Source organism: Streptomyces sp. NPDC005485, from assembly GCF_040606085.1.
In the GTDB taxonomy this organism is placed as follows: Bacteria; Actinomycetota; Actinomycetes; order Streptomycetales; family Streptomycetaceae; genus Streptomyces.
Window position 1 is genome coordinate 16,805 of record NZ_JBEXDZ010000049.1, and the last position, 23,562, is coordinate 40,366.

The following is a 23,562-nucleotide window of genomic DNA, read 5'->3' on the forward strand; positions in this document are numbered from 1 at the left end:
TACTGGACTGACACACCACGGCACGGCCGTCGAGACGGACTGTTGCCCGCAGCTTCCTCGCAGCGCGGAGGTCCGCCTGGTCGGATCTGAGCCTCTCGTCGAGCAAACCCAGCCCCGACGAACCAGGAGTCACACCCCTCCTCGGTAACCACCTTGACAAGTGACGAGACCGCGTGGGAATGTCTCGTCACCGGTCAGAACGGTTACTTCTCGTGAGGAAATCCCATGGCAGTCGTACGGTTCCATCTCGTCTCCCAGCTCGGTCCGAAGGATGTCCTGGAGGTGCTGACCGACTTCAGCCCCGCTCGCGCCGAGGTCTGGCCCACCATCGACGCCGAGCACTTCGAGGTTCACGAACTCGGCGACACCTGGGCAGAGGTCACCGAGGGGACCGCCGCGGCCTGGGAGCGCGCTCGCTACGAGTGGGAGCCGGCCGGTGACACGGTCACCATCACCACGCTCGACTCCAAGCTCTTCGGAGCCGGCGGTGGCTGGGTCTTCCGGATGACGCCCGAGGGCGCAGGCACGCGGGTCGACGTCGAGCTGACACGGCAGCCGAGCACGGTCAAGGGCAAGATGCTCGCCGTCCTCCTTCCCCTCGCCGCACTCGCGTCCCTGCGCAAGTCCTTCGCGAGGCCGCTGCAGGCGAGTTGACGCGCTCACGATTCTTGAGTCGGGGCCGGCGGCTCAGATCAGTCCCCGGGCTGTGGCCTGCCTCCGCCTGGAAGCGGGTGTCGGTGCCCAGCCTGGTCAGGACGGCAACGCCAAGCGACCCGCGGGTACATCGCTTCGCGCGGCTCAGGACTCGAGGAACTCAAGTGCCCTTGTCACGAATTCATCGTGGTACTGGAAGATTCCACCATGTCCGGCATCGGGGTAGAGGGGGACCAGTTCGCTTCGGGGCAGGCGGGCCGCCAGGTCGAGTGTGTTGTGGCTGGGTACCATCCGGTCGTTCTCACCGTTGGCCACGAGGACCGGTTGGCGAATCCGCGCCAGATCGGACGGTGTCTGGCGACCCCATTGCTTGATGGCCTTCAACTGGGCGCGGAAGGACGGGAGTGAGATGTCCTTGTCGCGGTTGCGGGTGCGCTCCTGCAGTCGTTCCAGGAAGGCACGCCCGGCCTGTCTGCCGCCGGTGGTCCCGGTGAAGAAGAGGGAGAGTTTGGGATCCTGGCGGGTCAGAGTGCCCTTGAGCGTGGCTTGGATGGTGAGGGCCGGGACCTTGTCGATGCCGTGCCCTCCGGCGGGGCCCGTGCCCGCGAGGATGACCTTGCGCACGAGGCTCGGTTCTTCCTCTGCGATGACCTGCGCGACGAACCCGCCCATCGACAGGCCGAGCAGATCGACCCGCTCGAACCCGAGAGCTCGGATGAAGAGCACCGCGTCGCGAGCCATTGCCTCGATCGTGTGCGGCGTGGAACCGCTCGACCTGCCCACTCCTCGGTTGTCGAACGCGATGACCCGCCGTCGTGCGGCGAGTCCGTCGACGACACGTGGATCCCAGTTGTCCAGGACGCCGGCCAGGTGAACCAGCAGGATCAGCGGAACGCCGTCATCGGGGCCGAGTTCCCGGTAGACGAAGTCCTCGCCGCGAACGGACACGGAGCGGGTCGGCGCGTTCTTGTACGACGATGCCGAGGGGGAGGGGAGATTCCGCGGAGCGGTCATGTCGGGTCCTTCTGGCAGCACATATCGGGTCCTTCTGGCAGCAGGGGTGTCAGGGCGCTTCTCGTCGTCCCGGGCGTTGCTGGTCCCGGCGTTCGTGGCGGATCTCGATCGCCGGGCCAGGACTGTTGCTCAGCTCATCTTGATGACGACCTTGCCGGCCTTCGCGCGGCCCGCTTCGACGTACTCCAGCGCTTCTCGGGTCGACTCGAAGGGGAACACCGTGTCGACCACGGGCCGGATCTTGCCCGCCTCGATGAGATGGTTGAGCTCGCGCAGCTGGTCACCGCTGGCCTTCATGAAGAGGAACGAGTACGTCACGTTGCGGCGTCGGGCGCGTCGGCGGATCCGGAAACTCAGCGCGGACATCACCAGCCGGACGACCGGATTCGCTCCCAGCTCCCTCGCGAAAGCAGCGTCCGGCGGGCCCGCGACACTGATGACCTTGCCGCCCGGCTTGAGTACGTCCAGGGACTTCAGAAGCGTCTCGCCACCGAGGGAGTCCAGGACGACGTCGTAGTCGTGCAGCACCGTCTCGAAAGCTTGCTTCTTGTAGTCGACGACGACGTCCGCGCCCAGCCGCTTCACCAGGTCGACGTTGGCCGTGCTTGCGGTGGTCGCCACGTGTGCACCCAGCTGCTTCGCAAGTTGGATGGCGATGGTGCCCAGACCGCCGGAACCCGCGTGGACGAGGACCTTCTGACCAGGCTGAATGTCCGCCCGCTCGACCAGCACCTGCCACGAAGTCAGGGCGACCAGGGGAAGGGACGCCGCCTCCTCCATGGTCAGCGTGGCAGGCTTGACCGCAACGTCGTCCTGGTGCACCGCGATGAGTTCGGCGAACGTACCGATCCGGTCCTTGTCGGGCCGCGCGAAAACCTCGTCGCCCACAGCGAATTGCGTGACGGTCGTGCCCACCTCGACCACTACGCCGGCGAGGTCGTTGCCCAGGATGAACGGGACGCGGTACGGCAGGATCGTCTTCATCTCCCCGTCCCTGATCATGCGGTCGAGCGGATTGACGCTCGCGGCCTGGATCCGGACCAGTACGTCGTGCGAGCCCACCGTCGGGTCCGGGACGTCGCCGGCACGCACGCCGGCCTTGTCTCCGTAGCGCTCTACCGTGAAGGCCCTCATGGTCGTCTCCTTACCTCGTCCGCCAGGGGACGAGGGTGGTGCGCTGCCAGGCTTCCCTCGGGGGCGGCAGCGATTCGTGGGGGTGTCGGCCGGGAGCAGTACCCGAAGTGGGTCGATGGCCAGCCTAATTACATTACGCTCGTAATCGTATGTCCTCGGTCGGGAGACCGCAAGTGGACTCGGGGCTGTCTGGGTGTACCCGCCGGTGGGGATGCATGGCCGACTGGGCGCCCGACTCTCGGCCCTTCAGTGAGAAGGTCCTGGGTGTCATGGCCAAGCCCGACGCCGATCTGGAGGGCATGCTGCTCCTGTTCTGCCGCGCGACGGAGGCGGCCCGTGCTCCGGGGAGGAGCACTCCGCCCCATGTCTCGCCCCGGCTCGCTGGCGACGCTCCCGCGGTCTCCGGGACGGCGGCGCAGGGCATGCTCACCGCGGCGGGCGCTCTGCCGGCAGCCCCCTTCAGCGAGGTGCGGGCGGAGCTGGAGGCGATCAAGCAGCCTGCCCTCTACGTCAACGGCCTGCACCATGTGATGATCCCCGCCTCTTCCAGTACACCAAGGCCTTCACCAGGCAGGTGACCGACTTCCTCGCCTCCTGAACTCGCCGACCGCGCACCGCTCCTGACCGATGAAGGGCGGTGGCGTGTCGCACAGGCGCCGCCTTGCGCGACTGTGAGGCGGCGCCTGCGAGTTTGTCCGACGTCACCATCGAGAGCTCTGGCCGGCAGTCCGCGCTGTTCGCGGTTGCGTGACTTCCTGGAAGGGCCTGGCTGTCAGGCCCGCTTCGGGCCGCTGTGCACGTCGAGCCGTCGACGCCGTCTCCCTGGCCCAGTGGCGAGAGATGTACCGGCCTCCGTGCAACGCCCCAACTCGCACCCTCGCCGCCGGGGGAGTGACTTTCGCCTACCGTGAGCTGGGTCTCAAGTCCGGTACGCCGGTTGTCTTCATCTCGCACCTTGCCGCGGTGCTCCCAACTGGGACCCCGGGGTCGTCGACGGCATCGTCGCCAAGCGCCGGGTCATCACGTTCGACAACCGGGGCGTCGGCGCGTCCAGCGGCTCGACGCAGAACCCCTTCCCGCGACTGCGTGGACAGCCGCGACCCTCGCGTCCGGGGCGTCGCTGCTCCGGCCTCGGCGTGCTGAAGCAGAGCGCGGCGGAGGTGTGCGGCCTGGGCCGCGGATTGATCGCCCCGTCAGCGGATGAACGTGAGGCCGTTCTCAATTCCCTGCTCAAGCACCTCGTCGGCGAACTTGCGGTCGGAGAGCGCGCGGGCCAACTGCAGCGTTCCCACCATCATCGTGTAGAGCCCGATGGCGGTTCCGCGAGCGGACTGCGGATCCCCGGGTGACAGGCGGGTGGCGATCTCTTCCAGGATGGCCCGCGCGCCGTCGGTGTAGGCCTGTTTGGTCCCGTCCCCGCAGCGGCCGATCTCGTCGAGCAGGGCGGCGGAGGGGCATCCGTCGCCGGGGTGGTCCCGATGCTCGGGCGACAGATACTGGCGCACAAGGTCCTCGAGTCCCGGGCGGCCCGCTCGCAGAGTGCCGTAACTCGCGATCTGCGTGCGCAGCTGGTCGGTGACGACATGGGCGACGAGGTCGTCCTTGGACTCGAAGTGGGCGTAGAAAGCTCCGTTGGTGAGCCCGGCGTCCGACATCAGAGTGGAGATGCCGGAGCCGTCCAGCCCGTCCTGCTTGAACCGATGACCGGCCTTCTCGATGATCCGTTGCCGCGTCACCTGCTTGTGTTCCTTGGTGTAGCGCACCACTGGCTTCCTCCGTTCACTCCGTGGATCCATTGCCTCGCGCCCCATCGTAATCTATGGTCTGACGCACGTAATATTACGAGCGGCAGATAACCGTGTGGCTGGTCTGCCGCTGTCAGAGATGAGGCACGCCGTGACTGACGTTCCCTTCCGATCCGTCGTGGATCAGTCACGTGCGCTGGCCGCCGGCGAGGTCTCGAGCGAGGAGCTCGTCGAGCTCTATCTCGGGCGAATCGCCACTCACAACCCCGCGTTGAACGCGGTGGTGACGCTCGACCCCGAGCGCGCCCGCCGCGAGGCCGCGGCAGCGGACGCAGCGCGGGCGGCGGGGCAGGACCTCGGTCCGCTGCACGGCGTACCGATCACGGTGAAGGACAGCTTCGAAACGGCCGGGATGCGCACCGTCTGCGGGCGCACGGATCTCAAGGACTACGTGCCCGACCAGGACGCCGAGGCGGTCAAGCGGCTGCGTGCGGCAGGCGCCGTGATCATGGGGAAGAGCAACATGCCTCCGGGCAACCAGGACGTTCAGGCCGACAACCCGGTGTTCGGTCCTTCGTCGAATCCGTGGGACACGACCCGCACGTCGGGCGGGTCTGCGGGAGGCGGTGCCGTCGCGACCGCCGCGGGCCTGACGTCGTTCGACTTCGGCTCGGAGATCGGCGGGTCGACCAGGATCCCGTCTCATTTCAACGGTCTGTACGGCCACAAGTCGACGTGGCGGTCGATACCCCTCATCGGGCATGTGCCCTACGGCCCGGGTCCGGGACGGTGGACGGACGCCGACATGGGTTGCGGCGGCGCGCAGGTCCGCGACGCCCGAGACCTCGTCCCGATCCTGCGGGCAACGGTCGGGACAGCCGACTACGACGGCGGTTTCAGCTATGCACTCGCACCGGCGCGCGCGACCAGGCTCGCCGACTTCCGGGTCGCTGTATGGAGTGAGGATCCCGCGTGTCCGGTGGACAGCGACATCGCGACAGCCATGGACGACGCGGTCGGCGTGCTGAGGGCGGCCGGTGCGAAGGTCAGCGTCCAGCCCGCGTGTCTCCCCATCGACATCGCGACAAATCACCGTAAGGCCTTCCTGCCCCTGCTCTACGGCGCGGGAGACCGCACCGGCCTCGCTCCTGCCTCCAGCGCCGCGACGCTGGCCCGGTTCGTCCAGCATCCGCGCGGCGACGCCGGTCCCGCCCTGCTCGGAACCTTCCAGTCCCACTACCACTGGCTGCAGGCCCACATGCTGCGCAACGAGATCCGGCAGCGGTGGTTCGCGTTCTTCCAGGACTACGACGTCGTGCTCATGCCGGTCACCCCGACGGCCGCCCCCGCCCACCACAACAAGCCGATCGACTGGTTCGGTCGGCCCTTCGAGGTCGACGGTGTGCGACGGCCCTATTGGGACCAGGTCAAGTGGAACGCCGTCGCCAACGTCTCCGGCGGGCCGGCGACGACCATCCCGGTGCGCAGAAGCAGCAGCGGACTGCCCATCGGCCTGCAGGCCATGGGCCCGAGCGGAGGCGATCTGACCACCATCGAGTTCGCCGCACTGCTGGGCCGGGAAGTGGACGGCTTCGTGCCGCCTCCGGCCTTCGTCCAGACCCGGACCGCCTGATCCCGACCGCCAGTCCCGGAGTGTCAGCCCCGACCGTCCGCCGCGAGAGCAGGACACGACGATGCACAACCCGAGCCGCAACGTGTCACGACTGCTGACGGACTCCGTGTCCCGCCACCCGGAGCGCACGGCGATCGCCTTCGGCGATGACCAGATCTCCTACGCCGACCTCGACGCCGCTGCCAACCGCGTCGCGAACCTGCTCGTCTCGCGCGGGATCCAGCCGGGGGACAAGGTCGCACTGTCATGCCCCAACCTGCCCCACTTCTCCATCATCTGCTTCGGCATCCTCGGGTCGATCGGGGTGCCCGTTCCGGGCGTGGAGATGAAGCTCATCCACGACGACTGGTCCGAGGTCAAAGGGGGCCCCGACGAGATCGGGGAGATCGCGATCAAGGGCCACAACGTCATGAAGGGCTACTACAAGCGGCCCGAAGCCACGGCCGAGGCCATCAGGGAGGGCTGGTTCCGCTCCGGCGACCTCGCGCGCAGGGACGAGGACGGCTTCTACTACATCGTCGACCGCTCCAAGGACATGATCATCCGCGGCGGATTCAACGTCTACCCACGCGAGTTGGAGGAGGTGCTCATGGAGCACCCCGCGGTCTCGCTCGTCGCCGTCATCGGCGTACCGCACGAATCCCACGGCGAGGAGATCAAAGCCGTCGTGGTGAGGACGGCCGGGAGTGACACGACCGAGGAAGAGCTCGCCGCCTGGGCGAAGGAGCGGCTCGCCGCGTACAAGTACCCGCGCATCGTCCAGTTCGTCGACGCACTGCCCCTGACGTCCACCGGCAAGATCCTCAAGCGCGAACTCTCCTGACCGCGACACCGCCGTCCGAGGTGGCTCGGCTGCGGGTGATGTCCACAGGCCTGGTGGCGAGCTGTCGCAAGTAGCTCGAGCGTGCCGGTGCGCCGCGCCGTGGCGCGTCCAGAACCTCACGCCAGAGCTGGTACGGCTTCGGTGAGTGCGGTGGGAATCAGCTGCTCCGCCCAGATGACCTTGCCCTCGCGGTTGTGCCGTGTGCCCCAGTGTTCGGTGAGTTGGGCGACCAGGAGCAGACCGCGGCCGCCCTCGTCGAAGGCCCGGGCGCGGCGCAGGTGCGGTGCGGTGCTGCTGGCGTCGGAGACCTCGCATGTCAGAGCGGATTGAAGGATCATGCGCAGTTGGATGGGGCCCTTGCCGTAGCGGATGGCGTTCGTCACCAGTTCGCTGACGACCAGCTCGGTGGTGAAAGCCATCTCTTCCAGGCCCCAGGCGGCCAGTTGATCGGATGCGTGGGCGCGGGCCTTGGAGACGACCGCAGGGTCGCAGGGGATGTCCCATGTGGCGACGTGACCGGCGTCGAGAGCCCCGGTTCGTGCGACAAGAAGAGCTACGTCATCTGCGGGGTGGCTGGGCAGCAGCGTGGCCAGCAGTTCGTCGCAGGTCTCCTCGAGCGACGCCGGTGCTCGGGCGAGCACCTCGCGCAGCAGTCCGAGGGCGGTCTCGATGTCACGCGAGCGGCTCTGTACGAGGCCGTCGGTGTACAGCACGAGTCGACTGCCCGGGGGCAACTCGAACTCGGCGGTCTCGAAGGGCAGTCCGCCAAGGCCAAGGGGCGGGCCGATCGGCAGCTTCGGGAAGTCGACCGTGCGGGACGTGGTGGCCTCGTCGTCTGCGGTCGAGGAGGTCACCACTGCCGGCGGAAGGTGTCCTGCGCTGGCCAGCGAGCAGGTGCGGGAGACAGGGTCGTAGACCGCGTACAAGCAGGTCGCGCTCATCTCGTCCGTGCCCGGTTCTGCTTGGCGCTGCAGGCGGATGACGACGTCGTCGAGGTGGGTCAGCAGTTCGTCGGGAGTCAGGTCGATGTCCGCGAGAGTGCGAACGGCCGTGCGCAGCTGTCCCATGGTGGCCGCGGCATGCAGACCGTGGCCGATCACGTCGCCCACGACGAGTGCGACGCGGGCTCCGGAGAGCGGGATCACGTCGAACCAGTCGCCTCCCACACCCGCTCGCGATCCGCTGGGCAGATAGCGCGAAGCCGTCTCGACGACGGACTCCTCCGGCACGGTTTGCGGCAGCAGACTGCGCTGGAGGGCGAGTGCGGTGGAACGCTCCCGGGTGTAGCGACGGGCGTTGTCGATGTTCACCGCGGCTCTGGACGCGATCTCCTGGGCCAACAGCAGTTCGTCGTCGTCGAAGACGTCCGCGGTGTGACGGCGAACGAACTGCGCGAGTCCCAGCGGCTTTCCGCGAGCCCACAACGGGACCAGGAGCATGGAGTGCAGGCCCAACGCGCCCAGGGCGAGCGCGTGTTCCGCTGATATGGCAAGCCACGGTGGGACGTTGTCGGCGGAGAGGGGGAGCCGGACGGGCTTTCCGGTCGCCAGTACGCGAGCAGGCGCCGACCCTTCCTGGTAGGCGTGCGTCTGCCCTGTGTCGATGGTCGGGTCCGGGCACCCGGCCGAGAGCGCCTGAGCGACACGGCAGAGCGTGGCGGAACCGGCCACCGGGTACGTCCTGTCGTGTTGCAGGGCAGAGGACAGGATGTCGACGGTGACGAGGTCAGCGAGATGGTCGGCGCCGACGTCCGCCAGTTCCTGTGCGGTGCGGGTGATGTCCAGAGTGGTCCCGATGCGTGTCCCGGCGTCGCTGATCGTGATCAACCGCCGCTGGAGCCAGCGGTCTCGTTCCCCCTGGTACGCCGCGACGCTCTGTTCCGCCGTGCGATCGACGTAATCGAAGGCCATTTCGCTCAGCTTGGTCGTCGTGGCGTTGATCAGTTCCTGGGAATCGGCGACGCGGGCCGTTTCCGCGTAGAGCTGCTGGAGCAGATCCGCGTGGACGAGCCGGTAGACGCGAAGGAGCTGGCTGATCGGCACCCCGTGCTCGGCGAGTCGGCGGGCGAACTCGATGGCGCCAGGTGGTGCGCTGGCTTCGGCCATGTCCCGGTCGCGCTCGAGGAAGTCGAGACCGGCGGCGATGTGTTCGGCCAGCGCCACGGGTGCCACGGCGGCGATGTCGTCGTAGTTCCACACCTCGGGCAGCTCGTCGCGCAGGTGCCGCAGCATCACCTCGACCAACTGGTCCGCTCGGGGTGTGAGGCCCCGGGCGAGATCGCTGAGGAAGACATGGGCGTCGGTTCCCATAGTCAAAATGTACTCGCACCCTGTTCGACGGGCCGTGCCGAGCGGACGTCCGGTGGTCACGCCTGCCCACCGGACGGTTCCGGACGAGGCCGTGCGATCACGGGGTGTGACCTGTGCGGCGGAGAACAGGGCGCAGGGCTTCGATGACGTCGGGGTCGTCCACGGTGGAGGGGATGGGTTCGTCGTGGCCGTCGGCGATGCCGCGCATTGTCTTGCGCAGGATCTTTCCCGAGCGGGTCTTGGGCAGGGCGGCCACGACCGAGACATCCTTGAGCGACGCGACGGCGCCGATGCGCTCCCGGACCAGCAGGACGAGTTCGGCCTCGACCTCGCTCGGTTCGCGGTCGACTCCGGCTTTCAGGACGACGAAACCGCGCGGGATCTGCCCCTTCATGGCGTCGGCGACGCCAATGACAGCGCATTCGGCGACATCGGGATGGGCGGCCAGGGCCTCTTCCATGCTGCCGGTGGACAGCCGGTGTCCGGCGACGTTGATGACATCGTCGGTGCGGCCCATGACGAAGACGTAGCCGTCGTCGTCGATGTGGCCGCTGTCGCCTGTGAGGTAGTACCCGTCGTAGGCGGAGAGATAGGAGGCGATGTAGCGTTCGTCGTCTTTCCAGAGGGTGGGGAGCGCGCCGGGCGGCAGCGGGAGCCGCACGACGATCGCGCCGTCCACGCCCGAAGGCACCGGCCGGCCCGCAGCGTCGAGGACGCGGACGTCCCAGCCCGGCAGCGGGCGGGTGGGGGATCCGGGTTTGAGGGGCGCGGGCTCGATGCCCATCGGGTTGGCGACGATGGGCCAGCCGGTCTCGGTCTGCCACCAGTGGTCGATCACCGGGATGCCCAGGAGGTTCTTCGCCCAGTGATAGGTCTCGGGGTCGAGTCGCTCGCCCGCGAGGAAGAGATGACGCAGGCCGGTCAGGTCGTAGTCGGCCGTGAGTGTTCCCTTCGGGTCCTCCTTGCGGATGGCCCGGAAAGCGGTCGGAGCCGTGAACATGGTCTTGACCCGGTGCTCGGCTGCGACACGCCAGAACTGGCCCGCGTCCGGGGTGCCGACCGGCTTTCCTTCGTACAGAACGGTCGTGGCGCCGGCCAGCAGAGGCGCGTAGACGATGTACGAGTGCCCGACGACCCAGCCGACGTCGGAGCCGGTGAACATGGTTTCGCCCGGGCCGACGTCGTAGACGGCTTCCATCGACCAACGCAGGGCGACCGCGTAGCCGCCGCAGTCGCGGACGACTCCCTTGGGCTTTCCGGTCGTTCCGGACGTGTAGAGGATGTAGAGCGGGTCGGTGGCGGGCACGGGAACACAGTCGGCCTGCGGGGCCGCGGCGACCAGGTCGTGCCAGTCGAGATCGTCCGGGCCCAACTCGGCGGGCTGCTGGGCGCGTTGCAGGATCACGCTCGTCTCGGGCTTGTGCGCCGCGAGTTCGATCGCCCGGTCGAGGAGCGGTTTGTAAGCGATGACACGCTTGCCCTCGATGCCGCAGGAGGCGGAGACGATCACCTTGGGGGCCGCGTCGTCGATGCGGAGGGCGAGTTCGCGTGGGGCGAAGCCCCCGAAGACGACCGAGTGGACCGCACCGATGCGCGCACAGGCCAGCATCGCGACGGCGGCCTCGGGCACCATCGGCATGTAGATGACCACCCGGTCGCCGTGTCCCACGCCAAGCCCCGCCAGCGCTCCGGCGAAGGCCGCGACCTCGTTCGTCAGCTGCGTGTAGGTGTAGGTACGACGGCTGCCGGTCACGGGCGAGTCGTAGACGAGCGCGGGCTGTTCGCCGCGGCCGGCTTCGACGTGACGGTCGAGCGCGTTGAAGCAGACGTTGAGGCGTCCATCGGGAAACCAGCGGTAGAAGGGAGCCCCCGAGGAGTCCAGGGCGCGTCGCGGAGTGACATCCCAGTCGATGCTCTCGGCCGCCTTCAACCAGAAGCTCTCCGGGTCTTCGATGCTGGCGCGGAAGACATCCTCGTACGTTCCCATCGCGCACTCCTTTGTGGCTTCGGGTTCCGCCGCTTCGAGGCCGGGTTACGGCGGCGGCGTACAGAGCGGTGTGGGACACGTATACCGCGTGTCGCCTTCGGTGTGCAGCACCACAGCTGCGGCCGGCCGCCGGTCACCGGCCTCGCGGTGGCTCCGGCGGCCCGGTCGGCAGCTGTTGGACAAGGCTGCGGCCCTGTTCGCCGAAGCCCCGTGTCAACGAGAGTTCTTGCTGTTCAGGCGCCGAGGTGCGTGCGCAGCCACTGACCCATCTGCCCGATCGCTTCGTCCACCTCGGGTACCCGGCCCGCGCCCAGGATGAACGAGTGCTGGCCCTCCGGTACCGAGTGGACCTCGGACGTGATCTTGAACTCGGCAAGCCGACGGCCGAGCTGGGCGCCGTCGTCGGCGAGGGTCTCGTACTCGCCGTAGTAGACGATCGTGGGCGGCAGGCCCGTCAGATCGGCGTTGGCGATGCTGACTTGCGGGTCGGCGAAGTCCACCGCGGGGTCCTGCAGCCAGGCACCTCGGAAGAGTTCGAGGGTCGCCCTGCTGAGCATCTTGTCGTTGTCCTCGTTCGCGTCGACCGACGCGTTCTGGATGGTGAGGTCGGTCCAGGGCGACACGCTGACGATCGCGCCGGGAGTCGCCTCCCCCTTGGCGAGCAGGCGCAGGGGCAGCAGCACTGCGAGGGTGCCGCCGATCGAGTGGCCCGTGCTGCCGATGTTCTGGGGCTCGTAGCCCTGCGAGAGCAGCCACCGGTAGGCCGCCTCGGCGTCGTCGAGCTGGGCCGGGTAGGGGTGTTCGGGCGCCAGTCGGAAGTCCACGACGAGGGAGCGGACGCCGGCCGCCTTGGCGATGTGACCGGCCGCCTTGCGGTCGGAGTGCATCGAGGCGGTGACCGATCCGCCGAAGTGGAAGTGGAGCAGGGCCTGGTCGGGGCGTGCGCCCTCGGGGATGCACCAGAGGGCGGGGACGCCGTTCGCGTCCACTTCGGCGTAGGTGACGCCTTCCGGTTCGGTCGACGCCTTGTGGTTCGAGTCGACGATGTCGCGGATGACAGCGAGGTCGAGACCCGGAGCCGACGACTTCGCGCTCACGCTCGCGAGGAACTCCGCGAACTGCTTGGCCTCTGGACTTGCTCCCATGGTGGCGCTCCTTCACGAGCCGGTGCCGGTCGCTTCGTGGGCGGCCGGGTGGGTGTGCTGGGCATGACGCTAGTAGCTGAGTATAGAAAAGTAAACTCAGATGGGCCGACTTCACGCCGTGGATGCGGATCGGAGCCTGTCGTGACCCGGTCGGCAGGCGAGCGGCAGGCGGCTGGAAGCTCGCTCCTGCGCCGACGGCGCCGAATGTCCCGCCAGTTCACTCACGAGCCTTTCCCGTCAGGATTTCGTACTGCACGTGACGAAAATCGAGCTCAGGTTCTTTGGGTGAGGTGATGCTGCCGAGCCACCCAAGGACGAATGCCGCGGGAACAGAAACCAGGCCTGGGGTCTGGAACGGGTACCAGTTGAAACTCGATTCCGGAGAGGGTGGGTGACGGCGCAGCGCGCGGCGTTCCGACGGCCAGGGCAGGGTCCGGCCTACGACGGAAGGGCGATGACGAGCAAGGGCCGAGGAGAGGGTGAGGCCCCAGCGGAAGCACGGCGCGCGGCGCGGCACGCGCTGCTCGCAACGGTCGCCACTCGATGTACAGGGTGCTGTGTCGGGTGGCGGGCGAACGAACGAGGACGCTGGGCCAGGCACAGATAGCCAAGCCCCAGCTCGACCTCACAAAAGCGAGCGCGTGCTCACGGGCCGCTGTGGCCGACGATGCGCCAGTCGCGATCAGGAGAATCGCTGACTCCGTGATGACCTGTCAACGGCCTGTGAACTGTGTGCGACATGTCACCTGACAGTGCGGCTCTGAAACGCCGCAGCCGACACGGCCTTGGCGCGTGAAGCAGGTCGAGTCGCGCCATGGCTTCCGCGGGCCCGAACTTCCGCACCCAGTCCGGCACTTCGGCTTCACGACAACGCAACTGTGGCGTAGATGCCACGCCGACGAGCGGAGTCGGGCACCGGGGGACCGCACAGTCCAGGCAGCGGGCGCTGCTCAGCCCGCCGTTCCTGCAGAAAGAGGCCCCCGCGGTAGCCAGCCGCTCGTGCACGGCATGAGCCGCCCGATCGGCGCTCACTTCCACGTCGCCCACGCCTTGTCGGACGCGATGCTCTTCCCTGCGGTGACGGCGTTCTCCGTGCGCGGTGCCAAGAGCCGGTACGCCGACTGCGCCCGCGCGCTCGGGGCCGCCACGGACGGGGAGGTGCCCACTCTTCGTGCGCACGGCATCGACAAGAACGACTGGTTCCGCCTGGCGCCCGTTATGGCCGAGCAGGCGCTCGCGTCCGGATCCCCCAGGAACAACCCAGTCGTGCCCACCGCGGACGCAATCCATGATCTCTACAGGCGGATCTACGCCTGACACCCGGCCGGGATGCGTCAGTGCATGTCCGCCGCGTCGAGCAGGACGGCCACAGTGGGAGCGATGAGTCCTGTCGATGTGTCGGCTTTGATTCCCGCACGGGCGCTGGCGCCGTCGAAGACCAGGATCAACTGCCGGGCCAGGAGATCCGGGTCGCTCGCCCCGCCCTGTTCGGCCTCGGCGCGGAAGAAGGTGGTCAGGTTCTCCTTGACCTGGTGGGCCACCCGGCTCGCAGGGTGGTTCTGGTCTTTGAGCTCGATCTGCACAGCCAGGTACCGACAGCCCTGGAAGTCGGGCGCCTCCGTCTGTGATGCCAGCTGTTCGAAGACGTGCAGGATGCGTTCGCGGGGGGAACGGCTGTCGTCCGCCGCGGGCAGGAGCGTCGCTACAAAGGCGGAGGCGCGCTCCTCCAGGCTCGCGGCCAGCAATTCGCCCTTGGTGTCGAACAGCTGGTACATGGAACGCTTCGACACCCCCGCCGCCTTGCACAGCGCGTCGACGCCGATGCCGACACCGTCTCGGTAGGTGAGCATGGCCGCTGCCTCCAGCAGCCGCTCTCGGGGACTTGGCTTCGTTTCTGTGGTCATACGGCGAGGTTAACTCGATTCCGACCAATTGAAAACCGATCGGTTTACAACGTCCGTCGGGGCGATCTTCGGCTCTTCGACTCTTCGGCTCTTCGGCACTTCGATGCCGCCCCCGGCTGCGCGGGCGTATGAATACGGCTCCCGCTGCGCCGGGGTGACGGTCCTCTCGGGCGTACACCGGGCACAGCCACAACAGCGGCAGGTGACCGCGCCCCTGATGGTCGGCGTGCCCATCGGCCTCGGAAGTTCAGCCCACGCCGTGGGCGCCCGCTACCCGCGATGACCGGTCTTGCCGAAGACGGATCGCGTGGGTGGTAGCGGGCGCCATCTCGGATACGCCCTGTCTCGGTGGAGTCAGGCTCAGTGGGCCATCACAGGCTCGCCCTCCGACGGCGTCAGAGCCCGGTTCGGGATCAGGAACGCCGAGAGTACGGCGCCGATCACGAAGATGCCGGCGCCCCAGGCCAGGGTGGCCGTGTAGCCCTCGACCCCGGCCTGCGCCATGGTCAGCGCGCCGGGCTTGTGGGAGGTCAGGTAGTCGGTCGTGGCCGAGGATGCGACGGTGGTCAGCAGCGCCGTGCTGATCGAACCGCCGACCTGCTGGCTGGTGTTGATCAGCGCTGAGGCGACGCCCGTGTCCTCATGGTGCACGCCTGAGGTCGCGCCCTGGAACGCGGTGGTCATCACCGCACCAATGCCGAGACCCAGCAGGATCATGCCAGGCATGATGTGGGCGACGTAGGTGCTGTCCAGGGTGAGCCGGGTCAGCAGGGCCATGCCGGATGCGGAGACCAGGAACCCGGCGGTGATCACGATCTTCGGGCCGACCCTGGGCAGCAGAAGCGACGGCGTCGTGGTCGACGAAGCGACGATGCCGAAGACCATCGGCAGGAACGCCAGACCGGCCTCGATCGGCGAGTAGCCGATGCTGGCCTCCAGGTAGTAGGTCAGGAACAGGAAGATCGAGAACATCCCCATGCCCAGGACGAACACCGCCAGGAACGCGCCACCGCGGGTCCGGTCCAGCACGAGTCGCAGCGGCAACAGCGGATGTGCGACCCGGGTCTCCAGCCACACGAACACCGCGAGCAGCACCACGCCGCCCGCCAGGGACCCGAGGGTGACGGGGTTGGTCCAGCTGGTGGATTCGACGTGCGCGAAACCGTAGACGATGGCGAACAGCGCGGCGCTGACCGTGATGGTGCCCGGGATGTCGATGCGGGGCCGTTCGGTGACCGCGGGCTTGGCCAGCAGCAGCAGCGCGCCGAGGAGCGCGACGCCCGCGAAGATGACGTTCACGTACATCACCCAGCGCCACGACGTCCATTCGGTGAGCATGCCGCCGAGCAGCAGCCCGACCGCGGCACCCGCACCGGCCAGCGCGCTGAAGATGCCGAACGCCTTCGGCCTCTCGGACGGCTTGGTGAAGGTCACGCTGAGCAGTGAGAGGGCCGCGGGTGCCAGCAGCGCGGCGAACAGGCCCTGTGCCACGCGTGCCCCGACAAGGACTTCGAAGCTGCCGGCCGCTCCGCCGACGACGGACGCGCCCGCGAAACCGACCAGGCCGGTCACGAAGGTGGTGCGTCGGCCGAACAGGTCACCGAGTCGGCCGCCGAGCAGCAGCAGGCTGCCGAATGCCAGGGCGTAACCCGTGATGACCCACTGCCGACTGCCATCACTGAAGCCGAGGTCGTGTTGCGCCGCGGGCAGCGCGATGTTCACGACGGTCGCATCGAGCGTGACCATGAGCTGAGCCGTGCCCAGGACGACAAGCACCCACCAGCGCATGGCATGTGAGCCGCGGCGGCCCGAGTCTGTTTTCCCGGAGGCGGGCGCCTCACGGTCGAAGGTGGTACTCACTTTTCCCCTTAGTTGCTGGTCGTAGGCTGGACACCAGTCGGAAACCGATCTGTTTCCACATAGGAAAACAGATCGGTTTCCGTAGCGCAAGTGAACGGATCGCCTACGGCCGAGGAGTGGACCGCAACGCCCAAACCCGCGCCGCCCGCTTCTGTCGTCTCGACGCGCGACCGGCCGTGCTACTCGCGGCCCTCGCCGCGCTGGGATCGAAGGCCAACGCCTCTCGCTGTGTCGGCCGATGGTCCGGGGTGGTTCACCTCTTGGGCTTGCGCATGGAAACCGATCGGTTTACGGTTGGTGGAAACCGATCGGTTTCTCGTCGTGGAGGCAATCATGACCGCGCTCAAAGGCGCACGCGTGTTCGTCACCGGCGGCAACCGCGGCATCGGCAAGGCCCTGGTGGAGGAGCTGTACGCACGCGGCGCCGGCAAGGTCTACGCCACCGCCCGCGACCCGCGTAGCGTGACGCATTCCGACGCCGTCCCGGTGGCTGCGCTCGGCCTCCACGGGGTCGAGACGGGCGTGTACGAGGTTCTCGCCGACGACATCTCTTGGCAGGTCGAGGCCGGCCTGGCCGGCGATCTGGCAGGACAGTACGCCCAGCTGGCGCAGTAGGCGCAGACCAGAGCGAACGGGCGGATCGGGCGTCGTCGGCGCATAGTCCGCCCTACCGGACCGAACCTGAGTCAACTTTCCGTAGTGCACAAACAAGGAGTCGGCGAGATGCCCAACCACGAGACCCGTCCTGCGATTCACATTCCCGGGGCCACCAGTCACACGATTGCCCCGCGCGCAGGACGTCACAACCACGAAGGCGCACTGCGCTACCTCAGAGCGGGTACCGGTGCTCCCGTGGTCCTGCTGCACACCGTGCGCACGCAGGCCGAGCACTTCCGCTCCCTCATCCCGCTGATCTCGGACCGGTACACCGTGTACGCCCTCGACCTGCCGGGGATGGGCTACTCGGAGATCGTGCCCGGTGCGTCCTACGACGAGCCGGCGATGCGCGCGGGCGTCGAGCGGCTCCTCACCGAACTCGACCTGCACGACGTCACGTTGGTCGGGGAGTCCATGGGGGCGGTGCTCGCCCTGACCACCGCGGCCGATCTGCCGGAGCGGGTACGGCGCGTCGTCGCGGTCAACACCTACGACTTCCGCGACGGCATCGCCCGCTCCAGCCTCCTCGCCCGTGTGGTGGTCGGCGGTGTTCTCGCGCCGGGGGTGGGCCCGGTGGTCGCCCGGGTCGAGCCCAAGCCCGCCCTCCGCAGGGTCCTGCAGGGTGGCCTGGGTGACAAGAGCGCACTGCAGGAGGACTACCTGGACGAGCTCCTCCGGGTGGGCGGCCGACCTGGCTACCCGGCCGTCGCCCGGGGCGTGTACCAGGCCCTGCCCAGCCTCATCGCCGCCCGCTCGCGCTACCCCGAGGTCAAGGCCCCCATCCACCTCGTCTACGGCGAGAAGGACTGGTCCCGGCCCTCGGACCGCGAAGCCAACAAGAAGCTCCTGCCCGCCGCCGAGTTCACGCAGGTGCCGGGAGCGGGCCACTTCATCGCTGTGGAAAGGCCCGAGGTCCTGGCGGACCTGCTGAACGCGGAGGCGTGATCCCCCGTGGACGCGACGGAGGTGCCGACGGCGCGGCCCTCCGTACGCCTGACTGCCATGGGATCGCCACCGGTCCTCGGCTCCTCCGGTGACCGTGCCGGACGCAAACTCCGCGGCCGGCCTGATCTCAGTTGCTGTCGGGCACCATCGAGACAACGACCTTGCCGGCCTTGGTGCGTCCCTGCTCGACGTACGCCATTGCGTCGAGCGTCTCGTCGAACGGGAAGACCCGGTCGATGACGGGGCGGAGCTTCCCGCTGTCGTAAAGGGCGCTGAGCTTGCGCAGCTGCGAGCCGTTGGCCTGCATGAAGAAGAACTGGTAGCGCACGCCCAGGGCCTTGGCCTGCTTACGGACCTTGCGACTCAGGGTGTTCATGACGAGACCCATGAACGAGGGGGCGCCGAGCTGCTTGGCGAAACCGGAGTCCGGCGGCCCGGCGACGCCGATGGCCAGGCCGCCCGGCTTCAGTACCGTCAGCGACTTCTCGAGGTTCGCCCCGCCCAGGGAGTCCAGCACCAGGTCGTAGCCGGACAGCACCTTCGAGAAGTCCTCCTTGGTGTAGTCGACGACGACGTCGGCGCCGAGGCTCCTGACCAGCTTCTCCGTGTCGGGGGCCGTGGTCGTCGCCACCGTGGCACCGAGGTGCTTGGCGAGCTGGATGACCGTCGACCCGAGGCCGCCGGCGCCGGCGTGGACGAGCACCTTGTGCCCCGGCTTCACGCGGCCATGGTCGACGAGGATCTGCCAGGCGGCCAGGGCCACCAGCGGCACCGCGGCTGCCTCCTGCGGCGAGAGCGAGGCCGGCTTGGGCGCGACATCGTCCTGGTCGATCGCGATGAACTCGGCGAAGCCTCCGATCCGCAGGTCGCGCGGGCGGGCGTAGACCTCGTCGCCGACTTCGAGGCCGCGTACGGCGGAGCCGACCCGCGTCACGACGCCGGCCAGGTCGTGGCCGAGTACGAACGGGCGCTTGTACTTGAGGAGTTGCTTGAACTCCCCGTTGCGGACCATCTTGTCCAGCGGGTTGATGCTGGCGGCGCTCACCCTGACCAGGACGTCGCGGTCCCCGACGGTGGGCTCGGCTACCTCCGCGGCGCGTGCGCCGTCCTTGCCGTACTTCTCGACGACGAATGCCTTCATGTCAGCCACCCTTCTCTGTGCTGTGCTCGGTATGTTCTTGGCGGTCGATGTGAACCGCTGCGCCGGCGTGGACCGGGGAGGTGATGCGGGAAACCAGCAAGGCAAGCTGCGCGCGTGCGGCCGGGTTGATCCGTGGTCATGACGCTACTGTCTGAGTATGGAAAAGTAAACTCAGGTGAGGTTAGAATCACCCGCATGGATGCGTGGACCGAAGTTCTCCAGGACACCGGCATGGACACCCGTCTCGACCGGGACGTGTCGAACTGCTCGATCGCACGGACCCTTGAGGTCGTGGGCGAGAAGTGGACGATCCTGATCCTCCGCGAGGTCTGGTACGGCTCGTCCCGGTTCAGTGAGTTCGAGCGCGTCCTCGGCTGTCCTCGCAACCTCCTCGCGACGCGGCTTCGCATGCTCGTGGAGGAAGGGATTCTCGCCACCGAGATCTACAAGGAGCCCGGCTCGCGTAGTCGGCCGAAGTACGTGATCACTCCCAAAGGCGCGGATCTGGTCCCGGCCGTGATGGGACTCCTGCAGTGGGGCGACCGATACCGGGCCGACCCGGAGGGGCCCGCTGTTCTGTCGCGGCACCGCGAATGCGGCGCGCACGTCGATGTGCAGTTGCGCTGCGAACAGGGCCATTCCGTGAAAGCGGAAGACATCGAGAGCCTCCCCGGCCCTGCCTTTCGCATGAAGCACTCCGGGTGAGCTTCGCGAGGTGGCGTCAGCCCCTCGGGATCCGCTCCCCGCGAGGTGAAGGAGGCTGTCCATGAGCCCTGTGACAGTGGCGACCGGAGTCGCGCAGGTGGACGACGTGCGCCTGTACTACCTTCGAGCAGGCTCCGGGCCCCTGCTCGTCCTCCTCCACGGCTGGCCGCAGACCTCCGACTGCTGGCGGCCCGTGCTGGCCGATCTCGCCGCCGACCACACCGTCGTGGCACCGGACCTGCGTGGTTACGGGCTGAGCGACAAACCCACGACCGGCTACGACAAGAGGCGGATGGCCGCCGACATGGCCGGCCTCGTGGAGGCGCTCGGTTTTGAACGTGCCGCCGTTGTCGGCCACGACCGTGGTGCCCGGGTGGGCCACCGTTGGGCGCTGGACCGCCCGGAGCAGGTGGAACGGCTGGCCGTGCTCGACATCGTGCCGACCCGGGAGATGTTCCGCCGGCTGGACGCCTCGCTCGCCTCCGGGTACTGGCACTGGCTGTTCCAGATGCAGCCCGACCTTCCCGAGCGCCTCGTGAGCCATGACATCCGCGGGTATCTCGAGTACTTCTTCGAGCGGTGGACCTACAACCGCCACGGGCTCACACCAGAAGCGGTCGATGGTTACGTCCGCGCCTTCTCGCGCCCGGGCGCCCTGCGTGCGAGCTTCGACGACTACCGCGCCATGGAGCAGGACGTCACCCTCGACGACCTGGATGCCGCCGAGGGCCGGCGCCTCACGATGCCGGTACTGGCGCTGTGGGGTTCGCACGGACTGCCCGCCCGTCTGCCGACGCTGGAGATCTGGCGCGAGTACGCCGAAAACGCAATCGGCGCCGAAATCCGCGAATGCGGCCACTTCATCCCCGAGGAACGTCCGGACGAGATGCTGGCGCATCTGCGGCCTTTCCTGGCCGACCAGCCGGCCGCGTAGCGGGCTTCCACGCGATGACGGTCACGGCCGGCAGCGAGCCGTGACCCCAGAGGGTGGACGGCGGTCGGACTGCCGACGCGGGACGCGGGCCACTGCGTCCGAGCGCCGACCAGGCGCCCCAATGGGTGAGACCGACCGGTCCAGGTCGGCCTCACCCCGAGCGCGGACTCAGAGGGCGACCGGGGCGGCGGTCTGAGTGTCCCCCGAGGCAAGGCCCGCTGCGGGACCATCGGACTTGCGCTGCCGGGGCATCAGCAAAGCGAGAGCCGCGGCCAGGGCGACCGCACCCGCCCCGACCCAGAGCGCCGGGACCAGGCCGTCCACGAAGAGCGAGGGGGACCCGTAGCCGCCCTGAGCGGAGAAGACCGCGGCCAGCGAGGCGACACCGATGGCGCCGCCGACCTCGCGGATCGCGTTGTTGGCACCGGAGGCGATGCCCTGCTCCTCCGGGCGGACCGTGCTCATGACGAGGTTCGCACTGGGCGCGAAGAACATGCCCATGCCGATTCCGCAGACGATCAGCGCCGGCAGCAGCGAGGTGTACGACACCTGCGGCTCGACGGCCAGTGCCCAGAGCCCGAGCCCCACCGCGTTCAGGGCCATGCCCACCGTGACGACGGGCGCGCCGCCGATACGGTCGGACAGTGCACCGGCCAGCGGCCCGGCGATCATGGGCATGGCGGTCCAGGGCAGCATCCGTACGCCGGCCTCCATCGGTGAGTAGCCGCCGACGGTCTGCAGGTACTGGCTGAGCAGGAAGATCGCCCCGAACATCCCCAGGAACATCAGCAGGCTGGCGGCGTTGACGGCGCTGAAGGAACGGTGACGGAAGAGCCGCATCGGCAGCATCGGATGCTTGGCCCGCAGTTCGTACAGGACGAAGCCGACGAGCAGGGCCGTACCCGCGATGAATCCGCCCAGCACCGGCGTGCTGGTCCAGCCGTCGGCGTTCCCTCGCACCAGGGCGTACACGACTCCGAACAGTCCACCGCTGGCCAGTGCCGTGCCGATGAGGTCAAGGCTCGGGTTCGGACCGTGGCTCTCGTCCAGACGCAACAGTGCCAGCGGAATCAGCGCCAGGCCGAGTGGGACGTTCACCCAGAAGATCCACTGCCAGGAGAGGTGCTCGGTGAGTGTGCCGCCGATGAGCGGTCCGGTGGCGACGGCGATGCCGCTGGCCGCGCCCCAGATGCCGAACGCCGCGCCGCGCCGTTCGGCGGGGACGGCCGCCGCCAGCAGGGTGAGCGTCAGCGGCGTCACGATCGCAGCCCCGACGCCCTGAGCCGCACGGGCGGCGATCAGTTCTCCCATCCCTGGGGCGAGTGCGGCCGCTGCCGAGGCGCCGGTGAAGATCGCGAGACCCGTGACGAACAGTCTTCGACGGCCGAAGCGGTCGCCGAGAGACGCACCGAACATGAGCAGGACCGCGAAGGTGAGGGTGTAGGCGCTCACCGTCCATTCGAGATCTTCGAGGCCGCCGCCGAGGTCCTCACGGATGGAGGGGAGGGCGGTGGTGACGATCAGGTTGTCGAGCGCGGTGATGAATCCGGCCATGCTGGTGATGGCCACGGCCCAGAAGGCGCTGCCGCCCCGACTCGGTTGCTGGCGGTGCTGTTTCATGTCGATCCCTTGTCGGACGTACCTGGCGATTGATCAATGGAGGGGACGCCGGGGCGGGAGAGCGCGGCGTGCCATACCGGGCGCCGGTGTTCACGGGCCGGTGCGGATTCCTGGGAGAGGGATCCTCAAGGAAGGTGTGGGTAGAGCACGGAGACGCCCCCGGACAGTGCTGCCTGCGCCTGGCGGGCGGCGTTGTCGGCGAGGATCTCGTAGGCGCCGGAGGCGATGCCGTCGACGGCGATCCGGGCGATGTCGACCGGGTCGGACTTGGCCGCGTCGACCGCCCGGACCATGTCGGTGTCCATGTAGCCGACGTGCAGGCCGGCCACTCGGATGCCCTGGTCGGCGAGCTGCACGCGCAGAGCGTTGGTGAGCGACCACTCTGCGGACTTGGCGGCGCTGTAGGCACCGAGTTCAGGGAAGCTGACCCAGGACAGGCCGGACAGGATGTTCAGGATCGTTCCCCCGCCGTTCGCCGCGATCTGAGGTGCGAAGGCGCGGACTACCGACAGTGTGCCGAAGTAGTGGGTGTCCATCTCCAGATGTACGTCGTCCAGGTCGGCCGTGAGCAGATCGGCGCCGGTGGAGGACCCGGCGTTGTTGACCAGGACCGTCACATCGCCGGTGGCCGCTGCGGCGGCTGCGACGGAAGCAGGGTCGGTGATGTCGAGCGCGATCGGCTTGGCGCCGGGCAGGTCGACCTGGTCGGGGTTGCGGGCGCCGGCGTAGACGGTGGCGCCGCGGCTGAGCAGTTCAGCGGCGAGGGCTCGGCCGAAGCCCCGGTTGGCTCCGGTGACTAGGGCGGTGCTGGTGGAGAGATCCATGGAGAGCTCCTGGTGAAGTGGGGGTTGCCGGGCGGCCGCAAGACAGGCGGTCGGGCCGGGAGGGGGATCTGAGTCATCGGAGAGAAGAGGACTCGACTTCATTGAAGTATGACCGTAAGACTAAAGGAGGTGAGTCGATGATCGCAAGCGCACTGGGCGAGCGGCCTGCCGAAATGCGCGAGGGGTCTGCCGCACGCGTGAGGGGCCTGCCGCGTCCGGCAGGCCCCTCACGTCGTCAGCTCAATGCGGACTCAGAGCTTGACGATCACCCTTCCGGCGTTCTCGCCCCGCATCAGTGCTGTTCTACCAGGAGTACTTCGCGCTTCCTGGCGCTGTCGCGGAGCAGGAGATCGAGGAGGATGCGCGGTCCTGGGTCATCAGCGGCTTTTGCGGCCTGTCCGCGGATCGTCCCCTCCCGGCTGAGCTCGTCGGCATCGACCTCACCTCGCTCCCGCCTGACTTTTTCCGGGAGTTAATGCGGGGCACGATGTGTGTGCCAGGTACGGAGAGGTTCGGTACGAGGCGGGA

At 68.2% G+C, this 23,562-nt stretch carries 19 protein-coding genes and 2 pseudogenes; 10 read left to right on the forward strand and 11 right to left on the reverse strand.

Annotation, left to right across the window (positions count from 1 at the left end):
* The first annotated feature begins 225 nt into the window (after window positions 1–225).
* Window positions 226–654 carry a hypothetical protein gene (locus ABZS97_RS18480; protein WP_356139055.1) on the forward strand — a complete coding sequence of 143 codons (429 nt, stop codon included), beginning with the start codon at window positions 226–228 and terminating at the stop codon, window positions 652–654.
* A 144-nt stretch (window positions 655–798) separates the two neighbouring features.
* On the opposite strand, the gene ABZS97_RS18485 is transcribed toward ABZS97_RS18480, so the two are convergent.
* Both ABZS97_RS18485 and ABZS97_RS18490 read right to left on the reverse strand, forming a co-directional pair.
* Complete coding sequence (locus tag ABZS97_RS18485) at window positions 799–1,668, reverse strand: alpha/beta hydrolase (RefSeq protein WP_356139057.1); 870 nt, start codon at window positions 1,666–1,668, stop codon at window positions 799–801.
* A 129-nt stretch (window positions 1,669–1,797) separates the two neighbouring features.
* Window positions 1,798–2,802 carry an NADP-dependent oxidoreductase gene (locus tag ABZS97_RS18490; RefSeq protein ID WP_356139059.1) on the reverse strand — a complete coding sequence of 335 codons (1,005 nt, stop codon included), beginning with the start codon at window positions 2,800–2,802 and terminating at the stop codon, window positions 1,798–1,800.
* A 269-nt stretch (window positions 2,803–3,071) separates the two neighbouring features.
* Here ABZS97_RS18490 and ABZS97_RS18495 point away from each other — a divergent pair, with 269 nt between their 5' ends.
* Window positions 3,072–3,380, forward strand: a complete 309-nt coding sequence (locus ABZS97_RS18495) for a hypothetical protein (protein WP_356139062.1) — start codon at window positions 3,072–3,074, stop codon at window positions 3,378–3,380.
* Window positions 3,381–3,995: 615 nt separating this feature from the next.
* Here the strand turns inward: ABZS97_RS18495 and ABZS97_RS18500 are convergent.
* Complete coding sequence (locus ABZS97_RS18500) at window positions 3,996–4,568, reverse strand: TetR/AcrR family transcriptional regulator (RefSeq protein ID WP_356139064.1); 573 nt, start codon at window positions 4,566–4,568, stop codon at window positions 3,996–3,998.
* 118 nt (window positions 4,569–4,686) lie between these two features.
* Between ABZS97_RS18500 and ABZS97_RS18505 the strand changes: the two genes are divergently transcribed.
* From ABZS97_RS18505 to ABZS97_RS18515, 3 genes and pseudogenes are all read left to right on the forward strand, one after another.
* On the forward strand, window positions 4,687–6,180 hold the full coding sequence (locus ABZS97_RS18505) for an amidase (RefSeq protein WP_356139066.1): 1,494 nt from the start codon (window positions 4,687–4,689) through the stop codon (window positions 6,178–6,180).
* A gap of 61 nt (window positions 6,181–6,241) precedes the next feature.
* Window positions 6,242–6,460, forward strand: a pseudogene (locus ABZS97_RS18510) (AMP-binding protein); the annotation flags it as partial.
* Between the two features lie 12 nt (window positions 6,461–6,472).
* Window positions 6,473–7,003 (forward strand): annotated as a pseudogene (locus ABZS97_RS18515) (AMP-binding protein); the annotation flags it as partial.
* Window positions 7,004–7,119: 116 nt separating this feature from the next.
* Here the strand turns inward: ABZS97_RS18515 and ABZS97_RS18520 are convergent.
* The 3 genes from ABZS97_RS18520 to ABZS97_RS18530 all read right to left on the reverse strand — a co-directional run bounded on the left by ABZS97_RS18520 (window position 7,120) and on the right by ABZS97_RS18530 (window position 12,444).
* A complete protein-coding gene (locus tag ABZS97_RS18520) occupies window positions 7,120–9,312 on the reverse strand; it encodes a SpoIIE family protein phosphatase (protein ID WP_356139068.1) in 2,193 nt (730 codons plus the stop codon).
* Window positions 9,313–9,409: 97 nt separating this feature from the next.
* Window positions 9,410–11,299 (reverse strand): AMP-binding protein, encoded by a 1,890-nt coding sequence (locus tag ABZS97_RS18525; protein ID WP_356139070.1) that lies wholly within the window; start codon window positions 11,297–11,299, stop codon window positions 9,410–9,412.
* Between the two features lie 233 nt (window positions 11,300–11,532).
* Entirely contained in the window at window positions 11,533–12,444 is a 912-nt protein-coding gene (locus ABZS97_RS18530; RefSeq protein ID WP_356139072.1) for an alpha/beta hydrolase fold domain-containing protein, read from the reverse strand.
* Between the two features lie 999 nt (window positions 12,445–13,443).
* Here ABZS97_RS18530 and ABZS97_RS18535 point away from each other — a divergent pair.
* Entirely contained in the window at window positions 13,444–13,761 is a 318-nt protein-coding gene (locus ABZS97_RS18535) for an iron-containing alcohol dehydrogenase (RefSeq protein ID WP_356139074.1), read from the forward strand.
* 17 nt (window positions 13,762–13,778) lie between these two features.
* Here the strand turns inward: ABZS97_RS18535 and ABZS97_RS18540 are convergent, their stop codons facing one another.
* Together ABZS97_RS18540 and ABZS97_RS18545 are read right to left on the reverse strand one after the other, a co-directional pair.
* The gene (locus tag ABZS97_RS18540; protein ID WP_356139076.1) at window positions 13,779–14,348 is read right to left on the reverse strand and encodes a TetR/AcrR family transcriptional regulator; all 570 of its coding nucleotides are present in this window, start codon (window positions 14,346–14,348) and stop codon (window positions 13,779–13,781) included.
* A 360-nt stretch (window positions 14,349–14,708) separates the two neighbouring features.
* On the reverse strand, window positions 14,709–16,208 hold the full coding sequence (locus ABZS97_RS18545; RefSeq protein WP_356139078.1) for an MFS transporter: 1,500 nt from the start codon (window positions 16,206–16,208) through the stop codon (window positions 14,709–14,711).
* 333 nt (window positions 16,209–16,541) lie between these two features.
* Between ABZS97_RS18545 and ABZS97_RS18550 the strand changes: the two genes are divergently transcribed.
* Complete coding sequence (locus ABZS97_RS18550; protein ID WP_356139080.1) at window positions 16,542–16,823, forward strand: hypothetical protein; 282 nt, start codon at window positions 16,542–16,544, stop codon at window positions 16,821–16,823.
* A 108-nt stretch (window positions 16,824–16,931) separates the two neighbouring features.
* Complete coding sequence (locus ABZS97_RS18555; protein WP_356139082.1) at window positions 16,932–17,810, forward strand: alpha/beta hydrolase; 879 nt, start codon at window positions 16,932–16,934, stop codon at window positions 17,808–17,810.
* A gap of 127 nt (window positions 17,811–17,937) precedes the next feature.
* On the opposite strand, the gene ABZS97_RS18560 is transcribed toward ABZS97_RS18555, so the two are convergent.
* A complete protein-coding gene (locus tag ABZS97_RS18560) occupies window positions 17,938–18,951 on the reverse strand; it encodes an NADP-dependent oxidoreductase (protein WP_356139084.1) in 1,014 nt (337 codons plus the stop codon).
* A 195-nt stretch (window positions 18,952–19,146) separates the two neighbouring features.
* Here ABZS97_RS18560 and ABZS97_RS18565 point away from each other — a divergent pair, with 195 nt between their 5' ends.
* Both ABZS97_RS18565 and ABZS97_RS18570 read left to right on the forward strand, forming a co-directional pair.
* Entirely contained in the window at window positions 19,147–19,656 is a 510-nt protein-coding gene (locus ABZS97_RS18565) for a helix-turn-helix domain-containing protein (RefSeq protein WP_356139086.1), read from the forward strand.
* A 61-nt stretch (window positions 19,657–19,717) separates the two neighbouring features.
* Complete coding sequence (locus tag ABZS97_RS18570) at window positions 19,718–20,590, forward strand: alpha/beta hydrolase (protein ID WP_356139088.1); 873 nt, start codon at window positions 19,718–19,720, stop codon at window positions 20,588–20,590.
* A 168-nt stretch (window positions 20,591–20,758) separates the two neighbouring features.
* Here the strand turns inward: ABZS97_RS18570 and ABZS97_RS18575 are convergent, their stop codons facing one another.
* Both ABZS97_RS18575 and ABZS97_RS18580 read right to left on the reverse strand, forming a co-directional pair.
* Window positions 20,759–22,210, reverse strand: a complete 1,452-nt coding sequence (locus ABZS97_RS18575; RefSeq protein ID WP_356139090.1) for a DHA2 family efflux MFS transporter permease subunit — start codon at window positions 22,208–22,210, stop codon at window positions 20,759–20,761.
* Between the two features lie 125 nt (window positions 22,211–22,335).
* Window positions 22,336–23,034 carry an SDR family oxidoreductase gene (locus ABZS97_RS18580; protein WP_356139092.1) on the reverse strand — a complete coding sequence of 233 codons (699 nt, stop codon included), beginning with the start codon at window positions 23,032–23,034 and terminating at the stop codon, window positions 22,336–22,338.
* Window positions 23,035–23,562 lie beyond the last annotated feature (528 nt).

Bases quoted from the DNA above. Each gene is read 5' to 3' on its own strand.
- ABZS97_RS18480 (WP_356139055.1), top strand. From the start codon at position 226: ATGGCAGTCGTACGGTTCCATCTCGTCTCCCAGCTCGGTCCGAAGGAT.
- ABZS97_RS18485 (WP_356139057.1), bottom strand. From the start codon at position 1,668: ATGACCGCTCCGCGGAATCTCCCCTCCCCCTCGGCATCGTCGTACAAG.
- ABZS97_RS18490 (WP_356139059.1), bottom strand. From the start codon at position 2,802: ATGAGGGCCTTCACGGTAGAGCGCTACGGAGACAAGGCCGGCGTGCGT.
- ABZS97_RS18495 (WP_356139062.1), top strand. From the start codon at position 3,072: ATGGCCAAGCCCGACGCCGATCTGGAGGGCATGCTGCTCCTGTTCTGC.
- ABZS97_RS18505 (WP_356139066.1), top strand. From the start codon at position 4,687: ATGAGGCACGCCGTGACTGACGTTCCCTTCCGATCCGTCGTGGATCAG.
- ABZS97_RS18520 (WP_356139068.1), bottom strand. From the start codon at position 9,312: ATGGGAACCGACGCCCATGTCTTCCTCAGCGATCTCGCCCGGGGCCTC.
- ABZS97_RS18525 (WP_356139070.1), bottom strand. From the start codon at position 11,299: ATGGGAACGTACGAGGATGTCTTCCGCGCCAGCATCGAAGACCCGGAG.
- ABZS97_RS18530 (WP_356139072.1), bottom strand. From the start codon at position 12,444: ATGGGAGCAAGTCCAGAGGCCAAGCAGTTCGCGGAGTTCCTCGCGAGC.
- ABZS97_RS18540 (WP_356139076.1), bottom strand. From the start codon at position 14,348: ATGACCACAGAAACGAAGCCAAGTCCCCGAGAGCGGCTGCTGGAGGCA.
- ABZS97_RS18550 (WP_356139080.1), top strand. From the start codon at position 16,542: ATGACCGCGCTCAAAGGCGCACGCGTGTTCGTCACCGGCGGCAACCGC.
- ABZS97_RS18555 (WP_356139082.1), top strand. From the start codon at position 16,932: ATGCCCAACCACGAGACCCGTCCTGCGATTCACATTCCCGGGGCCACC.
- ABZS97_RS18560 (WP_356139084.1), bottom strand. From the start codon at position 18,951: ATGAAGGCATTCGTCGTCGAGAAGTACGGCAAGGACGGCGCACGCGCC.
- ABZS97_RS18565 (WP_356139086.1), top strand. From the start codon at position 19,147: ATGGATGCGTGGACCGAAGTTCTCCAGGACACCGGCATGGACACCCGT.
- ABZS97_RS18570 (WP_356139088.1), top strand. From the start codon at position 19,718: ATGAGCCCTGTGACAGTGGCGACCGGAGTCGCGCAGGTGGACGACGTG.
- ABZS97_RS18575 (WP_356139090.1), bottom strand. From the start codon at position 22,210: ATGAAACAGCACCGCCAGCAACCGAGTCGGGGCGGCAGCGCCTTCTGG.
- ABZS97_RS18580 (WP_356139092.1), bottom strand. From the start codon at position 23,034: ATGGATCTCTCCACCAGCACCGCCCTAGTCACCGGAGCCAACCGGGGC.